The sequence below is a fragment of the Flavobacterium sp. genome (assembly GCF_004295795.1).
Lineage (GTDB): Bacteria > Bacteroidota > Bacteroidia > Flavobacteriales > Flavobacteriaceae > Flavobacterium.
Genome location: NZ_SEBR01000004.1, coordinates 246,847 through 262,755, shown reverse-complemented (window position 1 = coordinate 262,755; position 15,909 = coordinate 246,847). Strand labels below are relative to the sequence as shown.

The 15,909-nt window shown below is 46.5% G+C and carries 14 protein-coding genes and 1 other RNA gene; 6 read left to right on the top strand and 9 right to left on the bottom strand.

The window, feature by feature from the left end:
* Nucleotides 1-36: 36 nt before the first annotated feature.
* Nucleotides 37-1,113, bottom strand: coding sequence for a DNA topoisomerase IB (locus EOO49_RS04575; RefSeq protein WP_290843163.1), 1,077 nt, complete (start codon nt 1,111-1,113; stop codon nt 37-39).
* A 1-nt stretch (nt 1,114) separates the two neighbouring features.
* Entirely contained in the window at nt 1,115-1,426 is a 312-nt protein-coding gene (locus EOO49_RS04570) for a hypothetical protein (RefSeq protein ID WP_290843161.1), read from the bottom strand.
* 131 nt (nt 1,427-1,557) lie between these two features.
* On the opposite strand from EOO49_RS04570, the gene rnpB reads away from it, so the two are divergent.
* Nucleotides 1,558-1,880, top strand: an RNA gene (gene rnpB / locus EOO49_RS04565) — RNase P RNA component class A.
* Nucleotides 1,881-2,188: 308 nt separating this feature from the next.
* Here rnpB and EOO49_RS04560 read toward each other — a convergent pair.
* Both EOO49_RS04560 and EOO49_RS04555 read right to left on the bottom strand, forming a co-directional pair.
* Entirely contained in the window at nt 2,189-2,752 is a 564-nt protein-coding gene (locus EOO49_RS04560) for an RsmD family RNA methyltransferase (RefSeq protein WP_290843159.1), read from the bottom strand.
* On the bottom strand, nt 2,749-3,570 hold the full coding sequence (locus EOO49_RS04555; RefSeq protein WP_290843157.1) for a DUF3822 family protein: 822 nt from the start codon (nt 3,568-3,570) through the stop codon (nt 2,749-2,751). The genes EOO49_RS04560 and EOO49_RS04555 overlap by 4 nt, the downstream gene beginning before the upstream one ends.
* Before the next feature lie 508 nt (nt 3,571-4,078).
* Here EOO49_RS04555 and EOO49_RS04550 point away from each other — a divergent pair.
* Complete coding sequence (locus EOO49_RS04550) at nt 4,079-5,503, top strand: AAA family ATPase (protein WP_290843156.1); 1,425 nt, start codon at nt 4,079-4,081, stop codon at nt 5,501-5,503.
* A gap of 83 nt (nt 5,504-5,586) precedes the next feature.
* Entirely contained in the window at nt 5,587-6,315 is a 729-nt protein-coding gene (gene kdsB / locus EOO49_RS04545) for a 3-deoxy-manno-octulosonate cytidylyltransferase (protein ID WP_290843154.1), read from the top strand.
* A 347-nt stretch (nt 6,316-6,662) separates the two neighbouring features.
* On the opposite strand, the gene EOO49_RS04540 is transcribed toward kdsB, so the two are convergent.
* Complete coding sequence (locus EOO49_RS04540) at nt 6,663-7,643, bottom strand: endo alpha-1,4 polygalactosaminidase (protein WP_290843152.1); 981 nt, start codon at nt 7,641-7,643, stop codon at nt 6,663-6,665.
* A 150-nt stretch (nt 7,644-7,793) separates the two neighbouring features.
* Here EOO49_RS04540 and EOO49_RS04535 point away from each other — a divergent pair, with 150 nt between their 5' ends.
* Complete coding sequence (locus EOO49_RS04535; RefSeq protein WP_290843151.1) at nt 7,794-8,354, top strand: fasciclin domain-containing protein; 561 nt, start codon at nt 7,794-7,796, stop codon at nt 8,352-8,354.
* A 554-nt stretch (nt 8,355-8,908) separates the two neighbouring features.
* Here EOO49_RS04535 and pheT read toward each other — a convergent pair.
* From pheT to EOO49_RS04520, 3 genes are all read right to left on the bottom strand, one after another.
* A complete protein-coding gene (pheT, locus tag EOO49_RS04530; protein ID WP_290843149.1) occupies nt 8,909-11,332 on the bottom strand; it encodes a phenylalanine--tRNA ligase subunit beta in 2,424 nt (807 codons plus the stop codon).
* A 74-nt stretch (nt 11,333-11,406) separates the two neighbouring features.
* On the bottom strand, nt 11,407-12,201 hold the full coding sequence (locus tag EOO49_RS04525; protein WP_290843147.1) for a Fic family protein: 795 nt from the start codon (nt 12,199-12,201) through the stop codon (nt 11,407-11,409).
* A gap of 48 nt (nt 12,202-12,249) precedes the next feature.
* Nucleotides 12,250-12,486 carry a Fic/DOC family N-terminal domain-containing protein gene (locus EOO49_RS04520; RefSeq protein ID WP_290843145.1) on the bottom strand — a complete coding sequence of 79 codons (237 nt, stop codon included), beginning with the start codon at nt 12,484-12,486 and terminating at the stop codon, nt 12,250-12,252.
* A 284-nt stretch (nt 12,487-12,770) separates the two neighbouring features.
* On the opposite strand from EOO49_RS04520, the gene EOO49_RS04515 reads away from it, so the two are divergent.
* Both EOO49_RS04515 and EOO49_RS04510 read left to right on the top strand, forming a co-directional pair.
* Nucleotides 12,771-14,300 (top strand): aldehyde dehydrogenase family protein, encoded by a 1,530-nt coding sequence (locus EOO49_RS04515; protein WP_290843143.1) that lies wholly within the window; start codon nt 12,771-12,773, stop codon nt 14,298-14,300.
* A 182-nt stretch (nt 14,301-14,482) separates the two neighbouring features.
* Complete coding sequence (locus tag EOO49_RS04510) at nt 14,483-14,857, top strand: DUF779 domain-containing protein (RefSeq protein WP_290843141.1); 375 nt, start codon at nt 14,483-14,485, stop codon at nt 14,855-14,857.
* A 53-nt stretch (nt 14,858-14,910) separates the two neighbouring features.
* Here EOO49_RS04510 and EOO49_RS04505 read toward each other — a convergent pair whose 3' ends face one another.
* Entirely contained in the window at nt 14,911-15,831 is a 921-nt protein-coding gene (locus EOO49_RS04505) for an AraC family transcriptional regulator (protein ID WP_290843139.1), read from the bottom strand.
* Between the last annotated feature and the right edge of the window lie 78 nt (nt 15,832-15,909).

Genomic DNA, 15,909 nt, shown 5'->3' with positions numbered 1-15,909 from the left:
AAATTCGCGAATTCGCGGTTAAAGATAAATTTGCTGTTAACCCAAAACTTCGGCAATCTTTTCGGTAGAAAGCAAACGCACCAAAGCTTCTTCTTCGGCATTAAGCTGGTTGTCCTTGATGTTTTTCCTGACCTCGTAGTTGTCGATGTGGCCGCTTTCATACGCTGCGATAACCGTCGGATGCACGTAATATTTGCGGCAGACCGAACGCGTGTTCCCAAGTTTGGATGCAACGCAATCGATCACTTCCACAACTTTTTTCTTCATTTCGGTGGCGGTTTCGGCCGGACCGATTTCCCGGAAACATTGCAAGGCGGTCACGCTTCCTGACCAGGCGCGAAAATCCTTGGCAGTAAAATCTTCACCGGTTATTTCCTTGAGATAGGAATTTACGTCAGACGAACCTATCGTGCAATGGTTTCCGTTGTCGTCATAATACTGGAACAATTCCTGACCCGGAATTTCCTTGCACTTCTGCACGAGATTCGCGAGTTTTTTGCTTCGAAGCGAAATACTGTGCTTGACGCCTTTCTTGCCCACGAATTCGAACTTCATGCTGGACTTGTCCATTTTGACGTGTTTGTCGCGCAATGTCGTGAGTCCGAAACTTCCGTATAGTTTTTTGTAGGCGTCGTTTCCAATCCTGATGTTCGTGTCCTCGATCAGGCTTACGACCAATGCCAGCACTTTTTCGTACGGCAAACCTTTTCGCTTCAGGTCTTTCTCGATCTGCTTTCGGATAATCGGCAGCGCTTTCGAAAAGTTGCGTAGCCGGAAGAACTTCGATTGGTTCCGGATCTTATTCCAATCCGGATGATACCTGTATTGCTTGCGTCCGCGCTTGTCCGTGCCCGTAACCTGTAAGTGTCCGTTCTCGAAAGGAGAAATCCAGACATCTTCCCAGGCAGGCGGAATGACCAGCTTTTTGATCCTATCGAGAACCTCAGGACTTTTGACCGTATTTCCATTTTCATCTGCATAAGTGAATGCGCTACCTTTCTTTTTTCTGAAATATCCCTTGCCTGAAAAAGCCGCATACCTCAATCCGACAGCTTTCGCAGTGGTTTTTGGGTCGCGGCCGATTTTTTCAAGTTTCGCCTGTAAGCGGTCCATATCAGTTCAGGTGTTCCTGACGGCCTTTGATGCTCAGGTCGTGCAATACTTGTGTGGCGCTTTTGTCATCCATGGACAAGTCTCCGGCAACGAAAACGCCCATTTCTCCTTTAGTCGACCGGATTCCGTAGACTGTCGCTTCGTCTCCGGGATCGCTTTCGCCTTCATATCTGTAAATGTGGACGATCTCGAATTCCTCCGGATTGTTCACGATTCTTTCTTCTTCGCGGTTAAAGTCTGTGGTAAAACCTTTCTGTGCCAACTCTTCCAATGCTTTGGAAACCGTTGCGTAATGATACATATTGCGTTCCATGTCGTTTGCTTTTAAATGATTTGTTTTTTTAGGTTATTGTGTATAGTGAAGTTAGTTCCGCAGCACTTAAAATCCCTTATACTTTTAATCCGAAAGTTTGCATTATTATAAAAACCGAAACTTATCTTTGCACCGCAGGCCGCCTTATCGCTGCTCTTTTTGAGTGGAGGAAAGTCCGGGCACCGTAGAGCAGCATAGCGGGTAACGCCCGTCACATCCAAGTAATTGGGTGGAGGACAAGTGCAACAGAAAGCAAGTACAGTTCGGCTGTAGTGAAACCAGGTAAACTCTATGCGGTGAAATGTCAAGTATACCGACTCCCGATTTTTTTGGGAAAGGGCGGCTCGCCTGATGTCGGAGGGTAGGCAGATAGAATTGTCCAGCAATGGACGATCCAGATAAATGATAAGGGCTCTTTCGAGTACAGAACCCGGCTTACAGGCCTGCTTTTTTTTAGTTCCTGAGTGCGGATCGTGGTGAGAGATTTTTTTTGTCGAGACTTTGTTGTTCGAGAAGTCTGTGACTTCGAGAAAGGCGTGGCGGAGTCTGTGACTCCGAAAAAAGCGAACCGCCTTAATTTCCTTAAACTATCTTAATGGTTCAAAAAAAAAGCGCAGCGCTTTAAGAAGTTTAGGCAAACAAGCTAAGCGCCTAAACAGCCAACGATCTTACCAGCATTTGCGGTAAACGAGCGAAGCGAGTGAGAATTCGCGAAAAGAGTCAAAAGAATATGAGCGCAGCGAGTCTGGTCATCTACCAAACTCAATCTTCAAACTCCGTTTCATCAGAAGCAAACTCGAAAAAAGAAAAACGCGATCCGCCGTAATTCTTCTGGAAACTGAAATTCGGCAAAGCATCCATCAAAGTATATTTCGAGTGTTCGATGACCATCATCCCTTCCTGAGACAAAAGTTCCCGATCAAAAACCGACAACACCACTTTCTCAAAGTCTTTCTGCGCCATATCATAAGGCGGATCGGCGAATATTATGTCGTATTCTCCCGAAGCCTTTTCCAAAAACGAAAGCACATTCGCCTTGATAGCCGTGATAGGAAACTCGAACTCGGCGGCCGTTTGCTTGATAAACTTCACACAGCCGAAATCTGCGTCGACAGAAACAATATGCCCGGCGCCACGCGACCCGAATTCATAAGAGATATTTCCCGTCCCGGAGAACAAGTCCAAAATCCGCAATCCGTCAAAATCGAAGTGATTGTTGAGAATGTTGAACAAAGATTCCTTGCTCATGTCGGTCGTCGGGCGAACCGGAAGATTTTTTGGAGCCGTCAACCGTCGGCCTTTGAACTGTCCAGAGATGATTCTCACGATTGGAAAAGTATGAAGTGTTTGCGGTTCTCGGCTTCTGTAAACTCATTTTTGGCCTGCAATCCCGAAACGTCCAAAAGCGAGACATTCCTTATATAAGTATAAGCAATTTTGTAGCAATCGTCATCCTGAGAGATATCGCCCAAAAGCTGAAGCTGGAAAAACTCCGGATTCAGGTTGAGCTGTTCGGCCGAAAAAAGCAAGTAGTAAATAAAGTCTTCTTTTGTGCGGTAATCGAAAGAGTTAAACAGGAGCAATTTTTGGTTCTGCACGACTATCAAATCGAAACGCCTGTCCGAAAAATGCACAAAAACCTGTTTCTCGTCGTTGTTCTTCGAGCTGTCGAGCAACCTCGCAACCAAAACCGAACTCGCATGGCGATATCGGACAGGCCCGAATTTGCCTTCCAGAAAAGAATTGATTCCGGCAAACGGCAAATAAACATTGTTCATCTCGTAAGTCGGCATTTCGTCGTAAGTCACTAAATCGGTCTCGAAAACCTTCACATTATATTGCAGGTAACTTCCGATGAAATTCTCGTCGAACAAAGCCCGCGGCACAAAAGTGCTCCAACCGTTTTCATGCGTCGCGACCACTTCGTCGAATCTTTGTGACAACTCGTCATTTTCGGCGAAAGCCCGAGCATAGTACTCATCGGCAGTGTTACCGTTGCCAACTTCGGAAAAACGCACTTCCTTGACGGAAAGAATTTTGTTTGTCAAAGTGTCGGTCGTACAAAACGAAAAACCGCTTGCATTCAAGCCAAGACTGAGTTTGCGGTAGTTTTTTTCGGTGATGTTCGGTCGGTTCACTAGCATTGGCGCGAAGTTAGGATTTAATTGGTGAATTCGGAAATTTAGAAATGGCGTAATGCCACATTTTCGGTGCAATTCAATGCCTACAAGTTTTTGGGCGTTGCGCCGATCGGATCTCCGGCATTATACACGCCCGTGCGGCGCCGGGCTGTCCGCTGTATCTTTTGCCTGGGCGAAATCTTTTTGCCGGAAATCCGGGGCAAGCAAAAGGATGCCGCTGCCATCCCTAACGCGGGCACGTTGTCCGCAGTCAAAACTTGCTTTGAGTGAAGTCTGTGACTTCGCGAACTGCGTGACGGAGTCTGTGACTCCGAAAAAGCGAAGCGCCTTAATTTCCTTAATGACCTTAATGGTTTAAAAAGAAAAAGGAGCGAAGCGACGTTTCCAAAATTTAAAAGCCACTATTATTGTCAGGCGAAAGCGACTCCGCCAATTGTCGTCGGTTCAAAAGTCCCGTAAAACATTTGTCCCCAAACTTAAAATACAGCCCGCCAAGCCGTAATTTTGCAAAATGTCATCACCGAATCTCTACAAGTTACTGCGCCAGGAATTCCCGTTTCAACCCACGGCCAAACAAGACATTTTTTTCCAGATGATCGCCGATTTCGCCACAAACCCGAATCCCGACGAAATGTTCGTGCTCAAAGGGTACGCCGGAACAGGAAAAACCTCAGTGATTTCGGCGTTGGTCAACGTCTTGCCGTCAATCCACAAAAAGTACGTTTTGCTTGCCCCGACAGGTCGTGCAGCCAAAGTCATCTCAGGTTACTCCGGACGTTTGGCGCAAACCATCCACAGAAAAATCTATTACCCGAAAAAAGGAAGCGGCGGCGGCGTACAGTTCCAGTTGATGCCAAACAAGCACACGAACACGATTTTCATAGTCGACGAATCTTCGATGATAGGCGATGGCACGCAAGATTCCAAATTCTATGAAAACGGCTCGCTTCTCGACGATTTGATCGAATACGTCTACACGGGAAAAAACTGCAAACTGTTGCTTTTGGGCGACACGGCCCAGTTGCCGCCAGTAGGGTCGGAGGTAAGTCCGGCTTTGGAAATCCGGACTTTGGCGAACTCTTACGGCATGGACATTCCAAACATCGAATTCGACGAAGTCATGCGACAGGCCGAAACTTCGGGGATTTTGTACAACGCCACCCAATTGCGCGAACTTCTCGACGAAGATTTTTATGAAGAATTCAAGTTCGACGTCAAACACTTCAAGGACATCATCCGCTTGACGGACGGATACGACATTCAGGACGCGATTCAGTCGGCATACGGGAATTTCTCGATCGAGGACACGGCGTTCATCGTGCGTTCGAACAAGCGCGCCAATCAGTACAACCAACAAATCCGGATGCGGATTCTCGACAACGAGAACGAGCTTTCGGTGGGCGATTTCCTGATGGTCGTCAAGAACAATTATTTCTGGCTCAAGGAATCGGACGAGGCGAGTTTCATCGCCAACGGCGACATCGTCGAGGTTTTGGAAATCTTCGGATTCAAGGAGCTGTACGGCTTCCGGTTTGCCAAAGTCAAGGTCAGGATGATCGATTACCCGAATCAGCGTCCGCTCGAAACCGTTTTGCTGCTCGACACTTTGACCAGCGAATCGCCATCGCTCACTTACGACGAATCGAACAGGTTGTACCAAGCAGTGATGGAAGATTATGAGGACGAACGCGCCCAATATCGCAAACTTCAGAAAGTCAAAGCGAACGAATACTTCAACGCGCTTCAGGTAAAATTCTCTTACGCAATCACTTGCCACAAATCCCAAGGCGGGCAATGGGAAACGGTTTTTATAGAACACCCATATCTGCCCGATGGAATTTCACGCGATTACGTGCGCTGGCTTTACACGGCGATCACGCGTGCGCAAGGGAAATTGTACCTTATCGGTTTCCCGGATACTTATTTTGAGGAATGATTTTTTGAAGTAGTTTTGTGATAATTTTTTTATCAGATTTCCGACAGTCCGAAAATTCGCCAATCCAAAAAAATCCAAACCCAATGAAAACAATCGCCGTCATTCCAGCCCGTTACGCATCAACCCGTTTTCCCGCAAAACTCATGCAGGATTTGGGTGGTAAAACCGTGATTTTGAGAACGTATGAGGCAGCCATTTCGACCAATTTGTTCGACGATGTTTTTGTTGTCACCGATTCCGATCTGATTCGCGACGAGATTATTTCAAACGGCGGAAAAGCGATCATGAGCGTGACAGAACACGAATCGGGCAGCGACAGGATTGCCGAAGCCGTGGCTGACATCGACTGCGATATCGTCGTAAACGTGCAAGGAGACGAACCGTTCATCAACGCTGAGCCTTTGGCAGAAGTGCTTGGAGTTTTCAAAAACGATCCGGGACGCGCCATCGATCTGGCATCGCTCATGATAAATATCACCGATTGGAACGACATCGAAAATCCGAATATCGTGAAAGTCGTCACCGATCAAAGCGGGTTTGCGCTGTATTTTTCGCGTTCGGTCATTCCTTTTCCACGCGATAGGGAAGCGGGCGCGAGGTATTTTCGCCACATCGGGATTTATGCTTTCCGCAAGCAGGCGATCCTTGATTTTGCCGCGCTTCCCATGAAATCACTTGAAGCCACCGAAAAGCTGGAACAGTTGCGTTATCTGGAATTTGGAAAGCGCATTAAAATGGTCGAAACTTTGCACGCGGGAATAGGCATTGATACGGCAGAAGATTTGGAAAAGGCAAGATTGCTGTTGTCGTAGGAAATTGCAGTTGGCCAGGCAGCTCTCGGGATGTCTTTTAATGGAAACTTGTCGAACGGGCTGTTGCTTTGCTTCTTTTTTGAACCATTAACGCGCTAAGGACATTAAGGAAGTTTGACTAGTTCAGCTTTCGGTCTTGGAAATTTAAAGCATTTGTTTTTAGGTTTTTACCATCGGGAAATCAGGGTCGCTCTGACTGCTTTAATTTTTCGGAGTCGCAGACTCCGTCACACAACTCGGGAAGTCACAGACTTCCCTCAACTCAAAACATCAAAAAAAGCCAACCCAAATTGTCCATCGCCAACTCACGATTTGCCGCCAAAATTCCATTCGAAATCGCTAAAAAATCAATCTTCCTGCTCGTTATAGAGATAGTGATAAGACTCAGTATTGTCGAGATAAGCGCCGTCGAACCCGACATTTATGATTTTCTTGAGATAGGAATCAGGCCCGCGGAACATGATGCCTTTCCACTCCGGATTCCAGAATTCGACATAAAATTCGCCTTCGTATCCCTCGTACTTTTTCTTGATCCAGGACGGTTTCCCCACTTTCCAGGACTTGTTCCAGTAGTAGCGCCATTTTTCGGCCGAACCGATGTTGATGTAACAGATCACAAGCCTTTTTCCACCGTCGGTTTTGGTTTTGAGACGCGCCACATCAGACTTTGAAACTTGTTCCATATCGTAGAACAGATCGATGATGAGCAGGTCGAAGTTGGTGTCGGAAATGGCCTTTAGATAAGCTTCCTTGTTTTCGAATTCCTTCGGATTGATCAGATACAGATAGTTCCTAACCTGATCCATGTTAGTCACATCGTCCTGATTCTGGTTTCGGATTCGCTCCGGAATGTGCGAATAGGCATAGTTCGACTTCATCCGGATAAAAGGCGTAAAACCCGCATCATTGTTGAGTTTTACGATTTTATCGATTTTTTTGGAATCGGGCACGAATTCAGAAACCAGCACCTTTTTGTCGTTCTTCAAGGCGTTCAGCAACGCGACTCTCGCAGAATCTATCGAACCGTCTTCGGTGTAGAAAAGTTCCTCCACACCAAATCCGTCTACCGACTGGATGTACTCGTAATTTTTTCCTTGCTTCGGATTCAGGTTCGTGTAGGCGAGCACCGACCCGTTTTGAGGTACGATGTTGAAATTCTTGTTTTCGGCTTTGGCATAGTTCGAGATTTGTCTCACGAATTTCTGCATTTCGAGGCCGGCCTCAAGTTCGTTCCTTGGGATTTCGCGAGGTGCCGCAGTGGGTTTTTCCTTTTTGGAACAGCAAACCAACAAAAGGGAAAGTAGAAAAAAGACAGAAAATCGCTTCATCGTAATTTTTTGGAAAAGGCTCAAAAATAGACATTTCACACGTGTCGGAATCCCAAGATTTGATGTTTTTTCACAAATTTCCGACAAATCCCAAAAACCGTATCGAAAGCGTTTGCGTAGATGAGCCTATAACAATCTAAATCACAACTTATGAAAACGAGAAATTTTTTTTCGACCGCGATCGCTGCTCTGGCACTGTTTGTTTCCGTTAGTGCTGTTGCTCAGGAAAAGACAAAAATGGTTGGAGGCGCAGCGATGTATCCGTCCAAAAACATTGTCGAGAATGCCGTGAATTCAAAAGACCACACGACTTTGGTCGCTGCAGTGAAAGCCGCCGGACTTGTCGAGACACTTTCCGGTAAAGGTCCGTTCACCGTTTTTGCCCCAACAAATGCGGCTTTTGACAAACTTCCGAAAGGAACTGTAGAAACCTTGTTGAAACCAGAGAACAAAACAATGCTGCAAAGCGTACTCACGTATCACGTCGTATCGGGAAAATGGAGCAGCGACGATATTGCCAAAGCTATCAAAAAAGGCAATGGCAAAGCCGAATTGACAACAGTACAAGGTGGAAAACTTTGGGCGATGATGGATGGGAAAAAGTTGGTATTGAAAGATGAAAAAGGAATGAAATCTACAGTAACCATCGCCGACGTGGATCAATCGAATGGTGTAATCCACGTTGTGGACGCCGTTTTGATGCACAAGTAATCCAACTTGAGATTTGGGTAGGAAGAGCTTTCGGATTCGGAGGCTCTTTTTTTTTGGAGTTCCTGAGTTCCTTAGCCGCTGATTCTGCCGCTGGAAAATAGTTATACTTAGTAAGGCTAACCGCGAATTCGCGAATTTATCCAGCAGCCGTGAAGGAATTCGCGAATTCGCGGTTGAAAAAAATAGCAGTTTGTTTAGATTATTTGCGTCGGATTTGAAAAGACGTCAGCCGAATTACGTGAGCATCTGAGATAAAAATCGCGTCAACGACAAATAGCTTAGGTGCCGATTTGTCTACTGTTTGTGACGCCACTAATTTATGAGGCCACGAATGCACGAATGATCACCGTTGTAGATTCGTGCATTCGTGGCAAAATAATGATGCCAGTTTTTGCGCATCTAAAAAAAGACAAAAACTTGTTTAAAATTATTTGCGTCGGATTTGTGGAAGTCAACATTCTGAGGCGAAAAAATCCGTGGCAACGAAAAAAAATAGCTTCCAAAAATCGGAAGCTATTATAGGTTTAGTAAGCAATCTCAGGCACTCAGAAACTTCACCTCAAACTCGCGCCAAGCTGACCTTCGAAATTCTTGAGCAACTTGCCCATGATCTTGTCGATCTGATCGTCTGTCAGGGTTTTGGTCGTGTCTTGAAGCGTGAAACTCACGGCGTATGATTTCTTGCCTTCCGGAAGATTTTTCCCTTCGTAGACATCGAAAAGGTTCACGTTTTTGAGCAAGCCTTTTTCGGTCTGTTTCGCCAGGTTGTAAATCGCGTCGAAATTGACAGATTGGTCTACCAGCAAAGCCAGATCACGTCGCACTTCCGGATATTTCGGGATGTCGGTGAACTTGATTTTATTGGATACGAATTTGAGCACGGCATCCCAATTGAAATCGGCGAAAAGCACTTCTTGCTTGATGTCGAAATGCTTCAACACCGATTTTTTGACGACTCCGAATTCCACGACAAGTTCTTCGCCTACATAAAGCGAAATCCCGTCCGAAATCAGATCGGTCACAAGCGGTCTGGTTTGTGTTTTCTCGATTCCGAGGCGCGACAGGATTCCGGTCACAAAACCTTTGAACAAGAAGAAATCCGATGGTTTTTGAGCGCCTGTCCAGGTTTCGCCAGAGCGATTTCCTGAAACGGTAAGCGTAAGGTGTTTCTTTTCATCAAATCCCAACAAAACTTTTTGGTAGCTTTTTCCGAATTCAAACAAACGCAAATCACCGTTTCTTCGATTGACGTTGTATGAAACCGCTTCCAAAGCCGAGAAAAGCAACGACTGGCGCATCACGGCCAAATCGCTCGAAAGCGGATTCAGCATGGCGACATTGGCTTCTTCCTTGAGCATTTCCGACAGTTGGATGTACTCAGGCGTGGTAAGCGAATTGGCCATCATCTCGTTAAAACCTTGAGAGGTCAATTGTCCGGCGATGATGTTCTGCAATTTATGGTCTTCGGTACGGGCCGAATTGGCGACCGTAGCGTTGAGTTTCTTGGTGAAATTGATGTTGTTGTAGCCGTAGACGCGCAAAATTTCCTCGATCACGTCAATCTCGCGTTGTACATCGACGCGATAAGAAGGAATCTGAAGTCCCAAATTGGCGTCGGAAGTGCTGTTGACCTTGATGTCAAGAGAAGCCAAAATCTTCTTGATCGTCTCTTTGGGCAAATCCTGACCGATGAGTTTTGCCGCTTTGGCGAAGTTCAATACGACCGGGAAGTCTTCGATTTTCTTCGGATACAGATCGATCACGTCCGAAGTGACTTCTCCGCCGGCAACTTCCTTGATCAACAAGGCCGCGCGTTTCAGCGCATATTCTGTAATCGAAGGATCGATTCCTCTTTCAAAACGGAAAGAAGCATCTGTATTCAAACCGTGGCGTTTTGCGGTTTTTCTGACGGAAACCGGATTAAAGTAAGCGCTCTCAAGGAAAATCGAGGTCGTGCTTTCGGTCACTCCCGAATTTTGGCCGCCAAAAACTCCGGCGATGCACATTGGGCCTTTGTCGTCGCAAATCATCAGATCTTCGGCCGAAAGCGTGCGTTCGACGCCGTCCAAAGTGATGAATTTCGTTCCGGCTTCGAGCGTTTTGACACAGACTTTGCCGTTTATTTTGGAGGCGTCGAAAGCGTGCAATGGCTGCCCAAGTTCGTGCAGCACATAGTTGGTCACGTCGACGATGTTGTTTTTTGGTGTGAGTCCGATGGCTTTCAGACGATTCTGCAACCATTCGGGCGAAGGTTTTACAGTGAGTCCGGACATGGTCACACCGCAATATCTCGGAGCCAGTTTCGCATCGGCCACGACCGCATCTATCTTCAGGATCCTTTTGTCCAAACGAAAAGCCGAAACAGATGGCGTGATCATCTCGACGTGTACGTTCTTCTGCAAAAGTCCGGCGCGCAAGTCTCTGGCAACGCCCCAATGGCTCATCGCATCGGCGCGGTTCGGAGTAAGCCCGATTTCAAAAACCTCGTCGTTTTCCACTTTGAAAACCTGTGCGACAGGCGTTCCCGGCTTAAGATTTTCGTCGAGGATCAGGATTCCATCGTGGCTTTGCCCGAGTCCGAGTTCGTCTTCGGCACAAATCATTCCCCAACTTTCCTCGTCGCGGATCTTTCCTTTTTTGATCGTGAAAGCTTCTCCGTCCTTTGAGTACAAAACCGTTCCTATCGTCGCCACCGGAACTTTTTGTCCTTCGGCTACATTCGGCGCGCCGCACACGATTTGCACCGGAGCGTTCCCGTCGCCCAAATCTACGGTTGTAACGCGCAATCTGTCGGCATTCGGATGTTGTTTGCACGTAAGTACATGGCCAACCACGACGCCCTGAAGCCCGCCTTTGACCGATTGGTATTTGTCAACGACTTCCACTTCGAGTCCAAGATCGGTTAGCAAGGCAGCGGTTTCTTCGCTTGTCCAATCGGTCTTGATGAATTGTTTGAGCCAGTTGTAGGAGATTTTCATAAACGGAATTTTGAAGCGCAAAGATAGTGATGCGAAGCTGCAAATTCCAAATAACAAATTCCAAAATACGGTGTCTATTTGCCTTCCAAAAGGTCGAAAAGTCGAAAATTGAGGTAAAGTTTCTCTTTTCCGACTTTAACCGATTTCAGAAATCCGTTTTGCTCCAACGAAATCAGGTAATTCCCGACGGTTTTCGGAGTGCCCAAACCGGAGTCGATCAGGTTCTGACGCTTGGTATAGGGAAGCCGGAACAGGATTTCGATCAGGTCTTTTGAGTAGACTTTTGGTAGTTTTGTCTTTATTTGGCTGGCAGTTTCGTCCATCAGCGAGACGATTTTTTCCAGTCTGGCAAAGCCGTTCTTCGCCGTTTTTTCGACCATGTCAAGCATGTAGACGATATAGGTTTCCCAATCGCCGTTTTCTGTGACATTGCGAAGATTCCGGTAATAGTCAATTTTGTTTTCCATGATGTATTCCGAAAGAAAAATCGCAGGAACCGCAAGCAATCCGGACATTTTCAAAAAGAGCAGCAACAAGATTCTTCCGGTTCGTCCATTGCCGTTGGCAAACGGGTGGATCGCTTCGAATTGGTAATGCATAAGTGCCATTTTTATCAGCGGATCGAGATCTTGGCTCTCGTTGATGAACTTTTCGAGATTGGCCATTTTTTCGCGGATCACGTTCTCGCCCGATGGAGGCGTGTAAACGACATCGCCATTCACGTTTGTAAGCGTGGTGCCAGGCGTAGGGCGAATTCCCGATTGGTTCTGTTTGATGCATTGCACGATTTCGACACACAGGTTTGTGGTGATAAACGGTTTTTTTTCGAGTTTTTCAAGTCCGAGCCAAATTGCTTCCTTGTAGCTCAAGACTTCTTTGGTAGCGTTGTTTTCGAACTTCTTGTCGGCGATCCAGGATTAATATAAGTCGTCGTTTGTCGTGATGATGTTCTCTATTTCTGAACTTGCTTTTGCCTCCTGAAGTTGTATCGTATCCAGGAACAACGTCGGATTCGGGAGGTTCGTGATCGCTCCGTTGAGTTGTGCCAGTGCGCGGCTTGCCGAAATGGTTTTGAGCAAAATCGCTTTTGATTCCACATCGACCTTCGGTGGAAGCGCAGGCAAATCATTATAAGGCTTTTCTCTGTCGTACATAGTAAGCAGGTAAAAAGTACACGCGTTTGTTTTATAAGTGTAAAAATAATTAAAAATTACCTTCGTTCGTCGTAGTGAGGTAAATTTTACGCTCGTTCCGTCCGGATTTCGTCGACTACATTTTAGTATCGTTAACCAAAAAATCTCCAGTAAAAATTGACGTATCTCCAATAAGCTGATGTTAAAATTGACGATGTGGAAGTTTCGTGCTATCGTCTGAACTTTTTGTGCTAGTCCGAAATCGATTTCGGGAATAACTTTGGGTGAAATCAAATACACAAATTATGAGCGAAGTAGCAACCGAACAACAAGCCAATATTGCGCAACGTCCGCAATTCAAAGAGAAATACGGAAATTTTATAGGCGGAAAATTCGTCGAACCTGCAAACGGACAATATTTCGACAATTCGTCTCCAATCGACGGAAAGAATTTCACGCAGGCGGCGCGTTCCACCAAAGAAGACGTCGAAAAAGCAATCGACGCTGCTCACGAAGCGTTCAAGACCTGGGGAAAAACGTCGGCCACATATAGAAGCAACCTTCTCAATAAAATCGCCGACAAGATCGAGCAGAATCTCGAATATCTCGCGGTCGTCGAGGCGATCGACAACGGAAAGGCGATCCGCGAAACCAGAGCTGCCGATTTGCCGCTAGTCATCGACCATTTCCGATATTTTGCAGGCGTTATCCGTGCTGAGGAAGGAAGCGCATCGGAACACGATGAAAATACGGTTTCACTTATAATCCACGAACCGCTTGGCGTGGTCGGACAGATCATTCCGTGGAATTTTCCGCTTTTGATGGCGACATGGAAAATCGCGCCCGCAATCGCCGCAGGAAACTGTTGTGTCGTAAAACCAGCCGAGCAAACCCCGACATCGATCATGGTTTTGATGGAATTGCTGCAGGACATTTTGCCCGCCGGCGTCGTCAACGTCGTGACAGGTTTCGGTCCGGAAGCCGGAAAACCGCTTGCGCAGTCCGAACGCATCTCGAAAGTTTCGTTTACGGGCGAGACTACGACGGGTAGACTGATCATGCAGTACGCGTCCGAAAACCTGATTCCGGTTACTATGGAATTGGGCGGAAAATCCCCAAATATCTTCTTTAAATCGGTTGCCGATGCTGATGACGAGTATTTCGACAAAGCCGTCGAAGGTGCGGTAATGTTCGCGTTGAACCAGGGCGAAGTCTGTACTTGTCCGTCGAGAATCCTGGTGCATGAGGACATTTACGACAAGTTCATGGAGAAAGTCGTAGAACGCACGAAAGCGATCAAAATCGGACATCCGCTCGCCGGCGATACGATGATGGGCGCACAGGCTTCGAACGATCAATACGAGAAAATCCAATCCTACCTAAAAATCGGTAAGGAAGAAGGAGCCGAAGTTTTGGCCGGAGGCGATGCCAACAAACTCGAAGGCGAATTGGCCGGAGGTTTTTACATCCAGCCGACAATCTTCAAAGGCCACAACAAAATGCGCATTTTCCAGGAAGAAATTTTCGGGCCTGTGGTTTGCGTGACGACTTTCAAGACAGTAGAAGAAGCCATCGAGATTGCCAACGACACCATGTACGGACTCGGTGCGGGCGTCTGGACTCGCGACGCGCACGAGTTGTATCAAGTGCCACGCGCCATCAAGGCAGGACGTGTCTGGGTTAATAATTACCACGCTTATCCGGCTCACGCGCCGTTCGGAGGTTACAAAAAATCGGGCTTCGGGCGCGAAAACCACCATATGATGCTCGCGCATTACCGTCAGACGAAAAACATGCTTATTTCTTACGACAAGAACAAACTGGGATTTTTCTAAAGAGCTGATTTTTGGGTTGGCGGACTTCCAGATCAGCGGATTGTCCATCAATCTCAAATCCGATACTAGGAGCAAAAGAATTAATTAGTTGGTTCGGAATGCCTGGCGGTTCATTTGCCGGGCGTTCTTTTTCAATTAATGATTAACAATTAATAATTAATAGTTAATAATTAATAATTGAGATGTTTAAGAGAGTTTCGCTGACAACCGCCGCCTTCGATTTGATCGAAGAATTGAAATCGCTTCACGGCGAACTTATGTTTCACCAATCGGGAGGTTGTTGCGACGGATCACAACCCATGTGTTTCGCAAAAGGCGATTTTCGGCTTGGTTCGAGCGATGTTTGTTTGGGCGAAATCGACAATTGTGAATTCTGGATGAGCAAAGACCAGTTCGAATATTGGAAACACACGCATTTGACGATCGATGCTGCCAACGGAAGAGGTTCAAGTTTTTCATTGGAGATTCCGCTCGGAAAGCGATTCATCACGCGTTCGAGATTGTTTACCGAAGAAGAAAGTGGCGATTTGGAACCGGTTCGGTTTGTGGAAGATTGAATCGTTGATCAAAGGATTGCCGGATTATAGGAAAATCCGAAAGTCCAAAAAATTCAATTCACCTGAAGCAACTGATATTGTTTTGGAGTGATTCCCTCGTGCTTCTTGAAAATTCGCGTGAAGTAATTCGCGTCTTCAAACCCCGACATATAACAAACTTCGTTGATCTGGATTTCCTGGTTTTTGAGCAGATGTTTGGCATGCCTTATCTTTTCGCTCAACACGAATTCGATCGGGCTCATTCCGAGTTCGCGTTTGAAAAATCTATAGAAAGATGTCGTGCTCATGCAGGCTTTGTCTGACAAATGCTTGAGGTTGATGTCTTCGGTCAGGTTTTTTCGGATGTAATCGACAACTTGTCCTATAGGATTTTTGGGATCGTTGAACACATTTTGGTCGAGCGATTTGACCGTTTGCGTCTGCACAATCCGGATTAGAAGTTCCTGCAAGGTCAAATCGGCAAGCGCGTCTTTGGTGACATCCGAACTCATGCATTCCTTGATGAGCTTGTTGATCGTCGTGGCCAGATCGACATTGTTGTAGAAAAAATAGTTCTGATAATTGAGTTGCCACGGCTGATTGCCTTCTTTGGGATATCGGTTGTTAAGAAAATCGAGCGTGTCGGTAATTTTGGATTGGTCGATAGCCAGCGCCAGACATTGTGTAGGATTGTCCTGACGCGCCTCGGGAAAATCGATCTTCATTTCCACATTCGACGGAATCACCACAGTTTCGCCCGGCAAATAAACAAACTCAGGATCGTCGAACAAATGCATCACTTTCTTGCCACGCAACATGCTCGTGACGACCAGATCGTTGAATTTCAAAGGCACGAGCTGTGATTCCTGATAGGTCTCGAACAAATTCAGCTCACAATTGTCAAGCGAGTAGATCGTGCGGTTCTCAACCAGGGTTTTCAGCGATTTCTCGTGCGTCAACTTTGGGGCGTGAAGCAGGTTTTTTTGGGCGTTCATGATCGAAATCGGTTTGTTGGTATGGGATGGAATTTACGGCTAAAAATTGCAAATCCCAAATTCCAAACCCCGATAAAA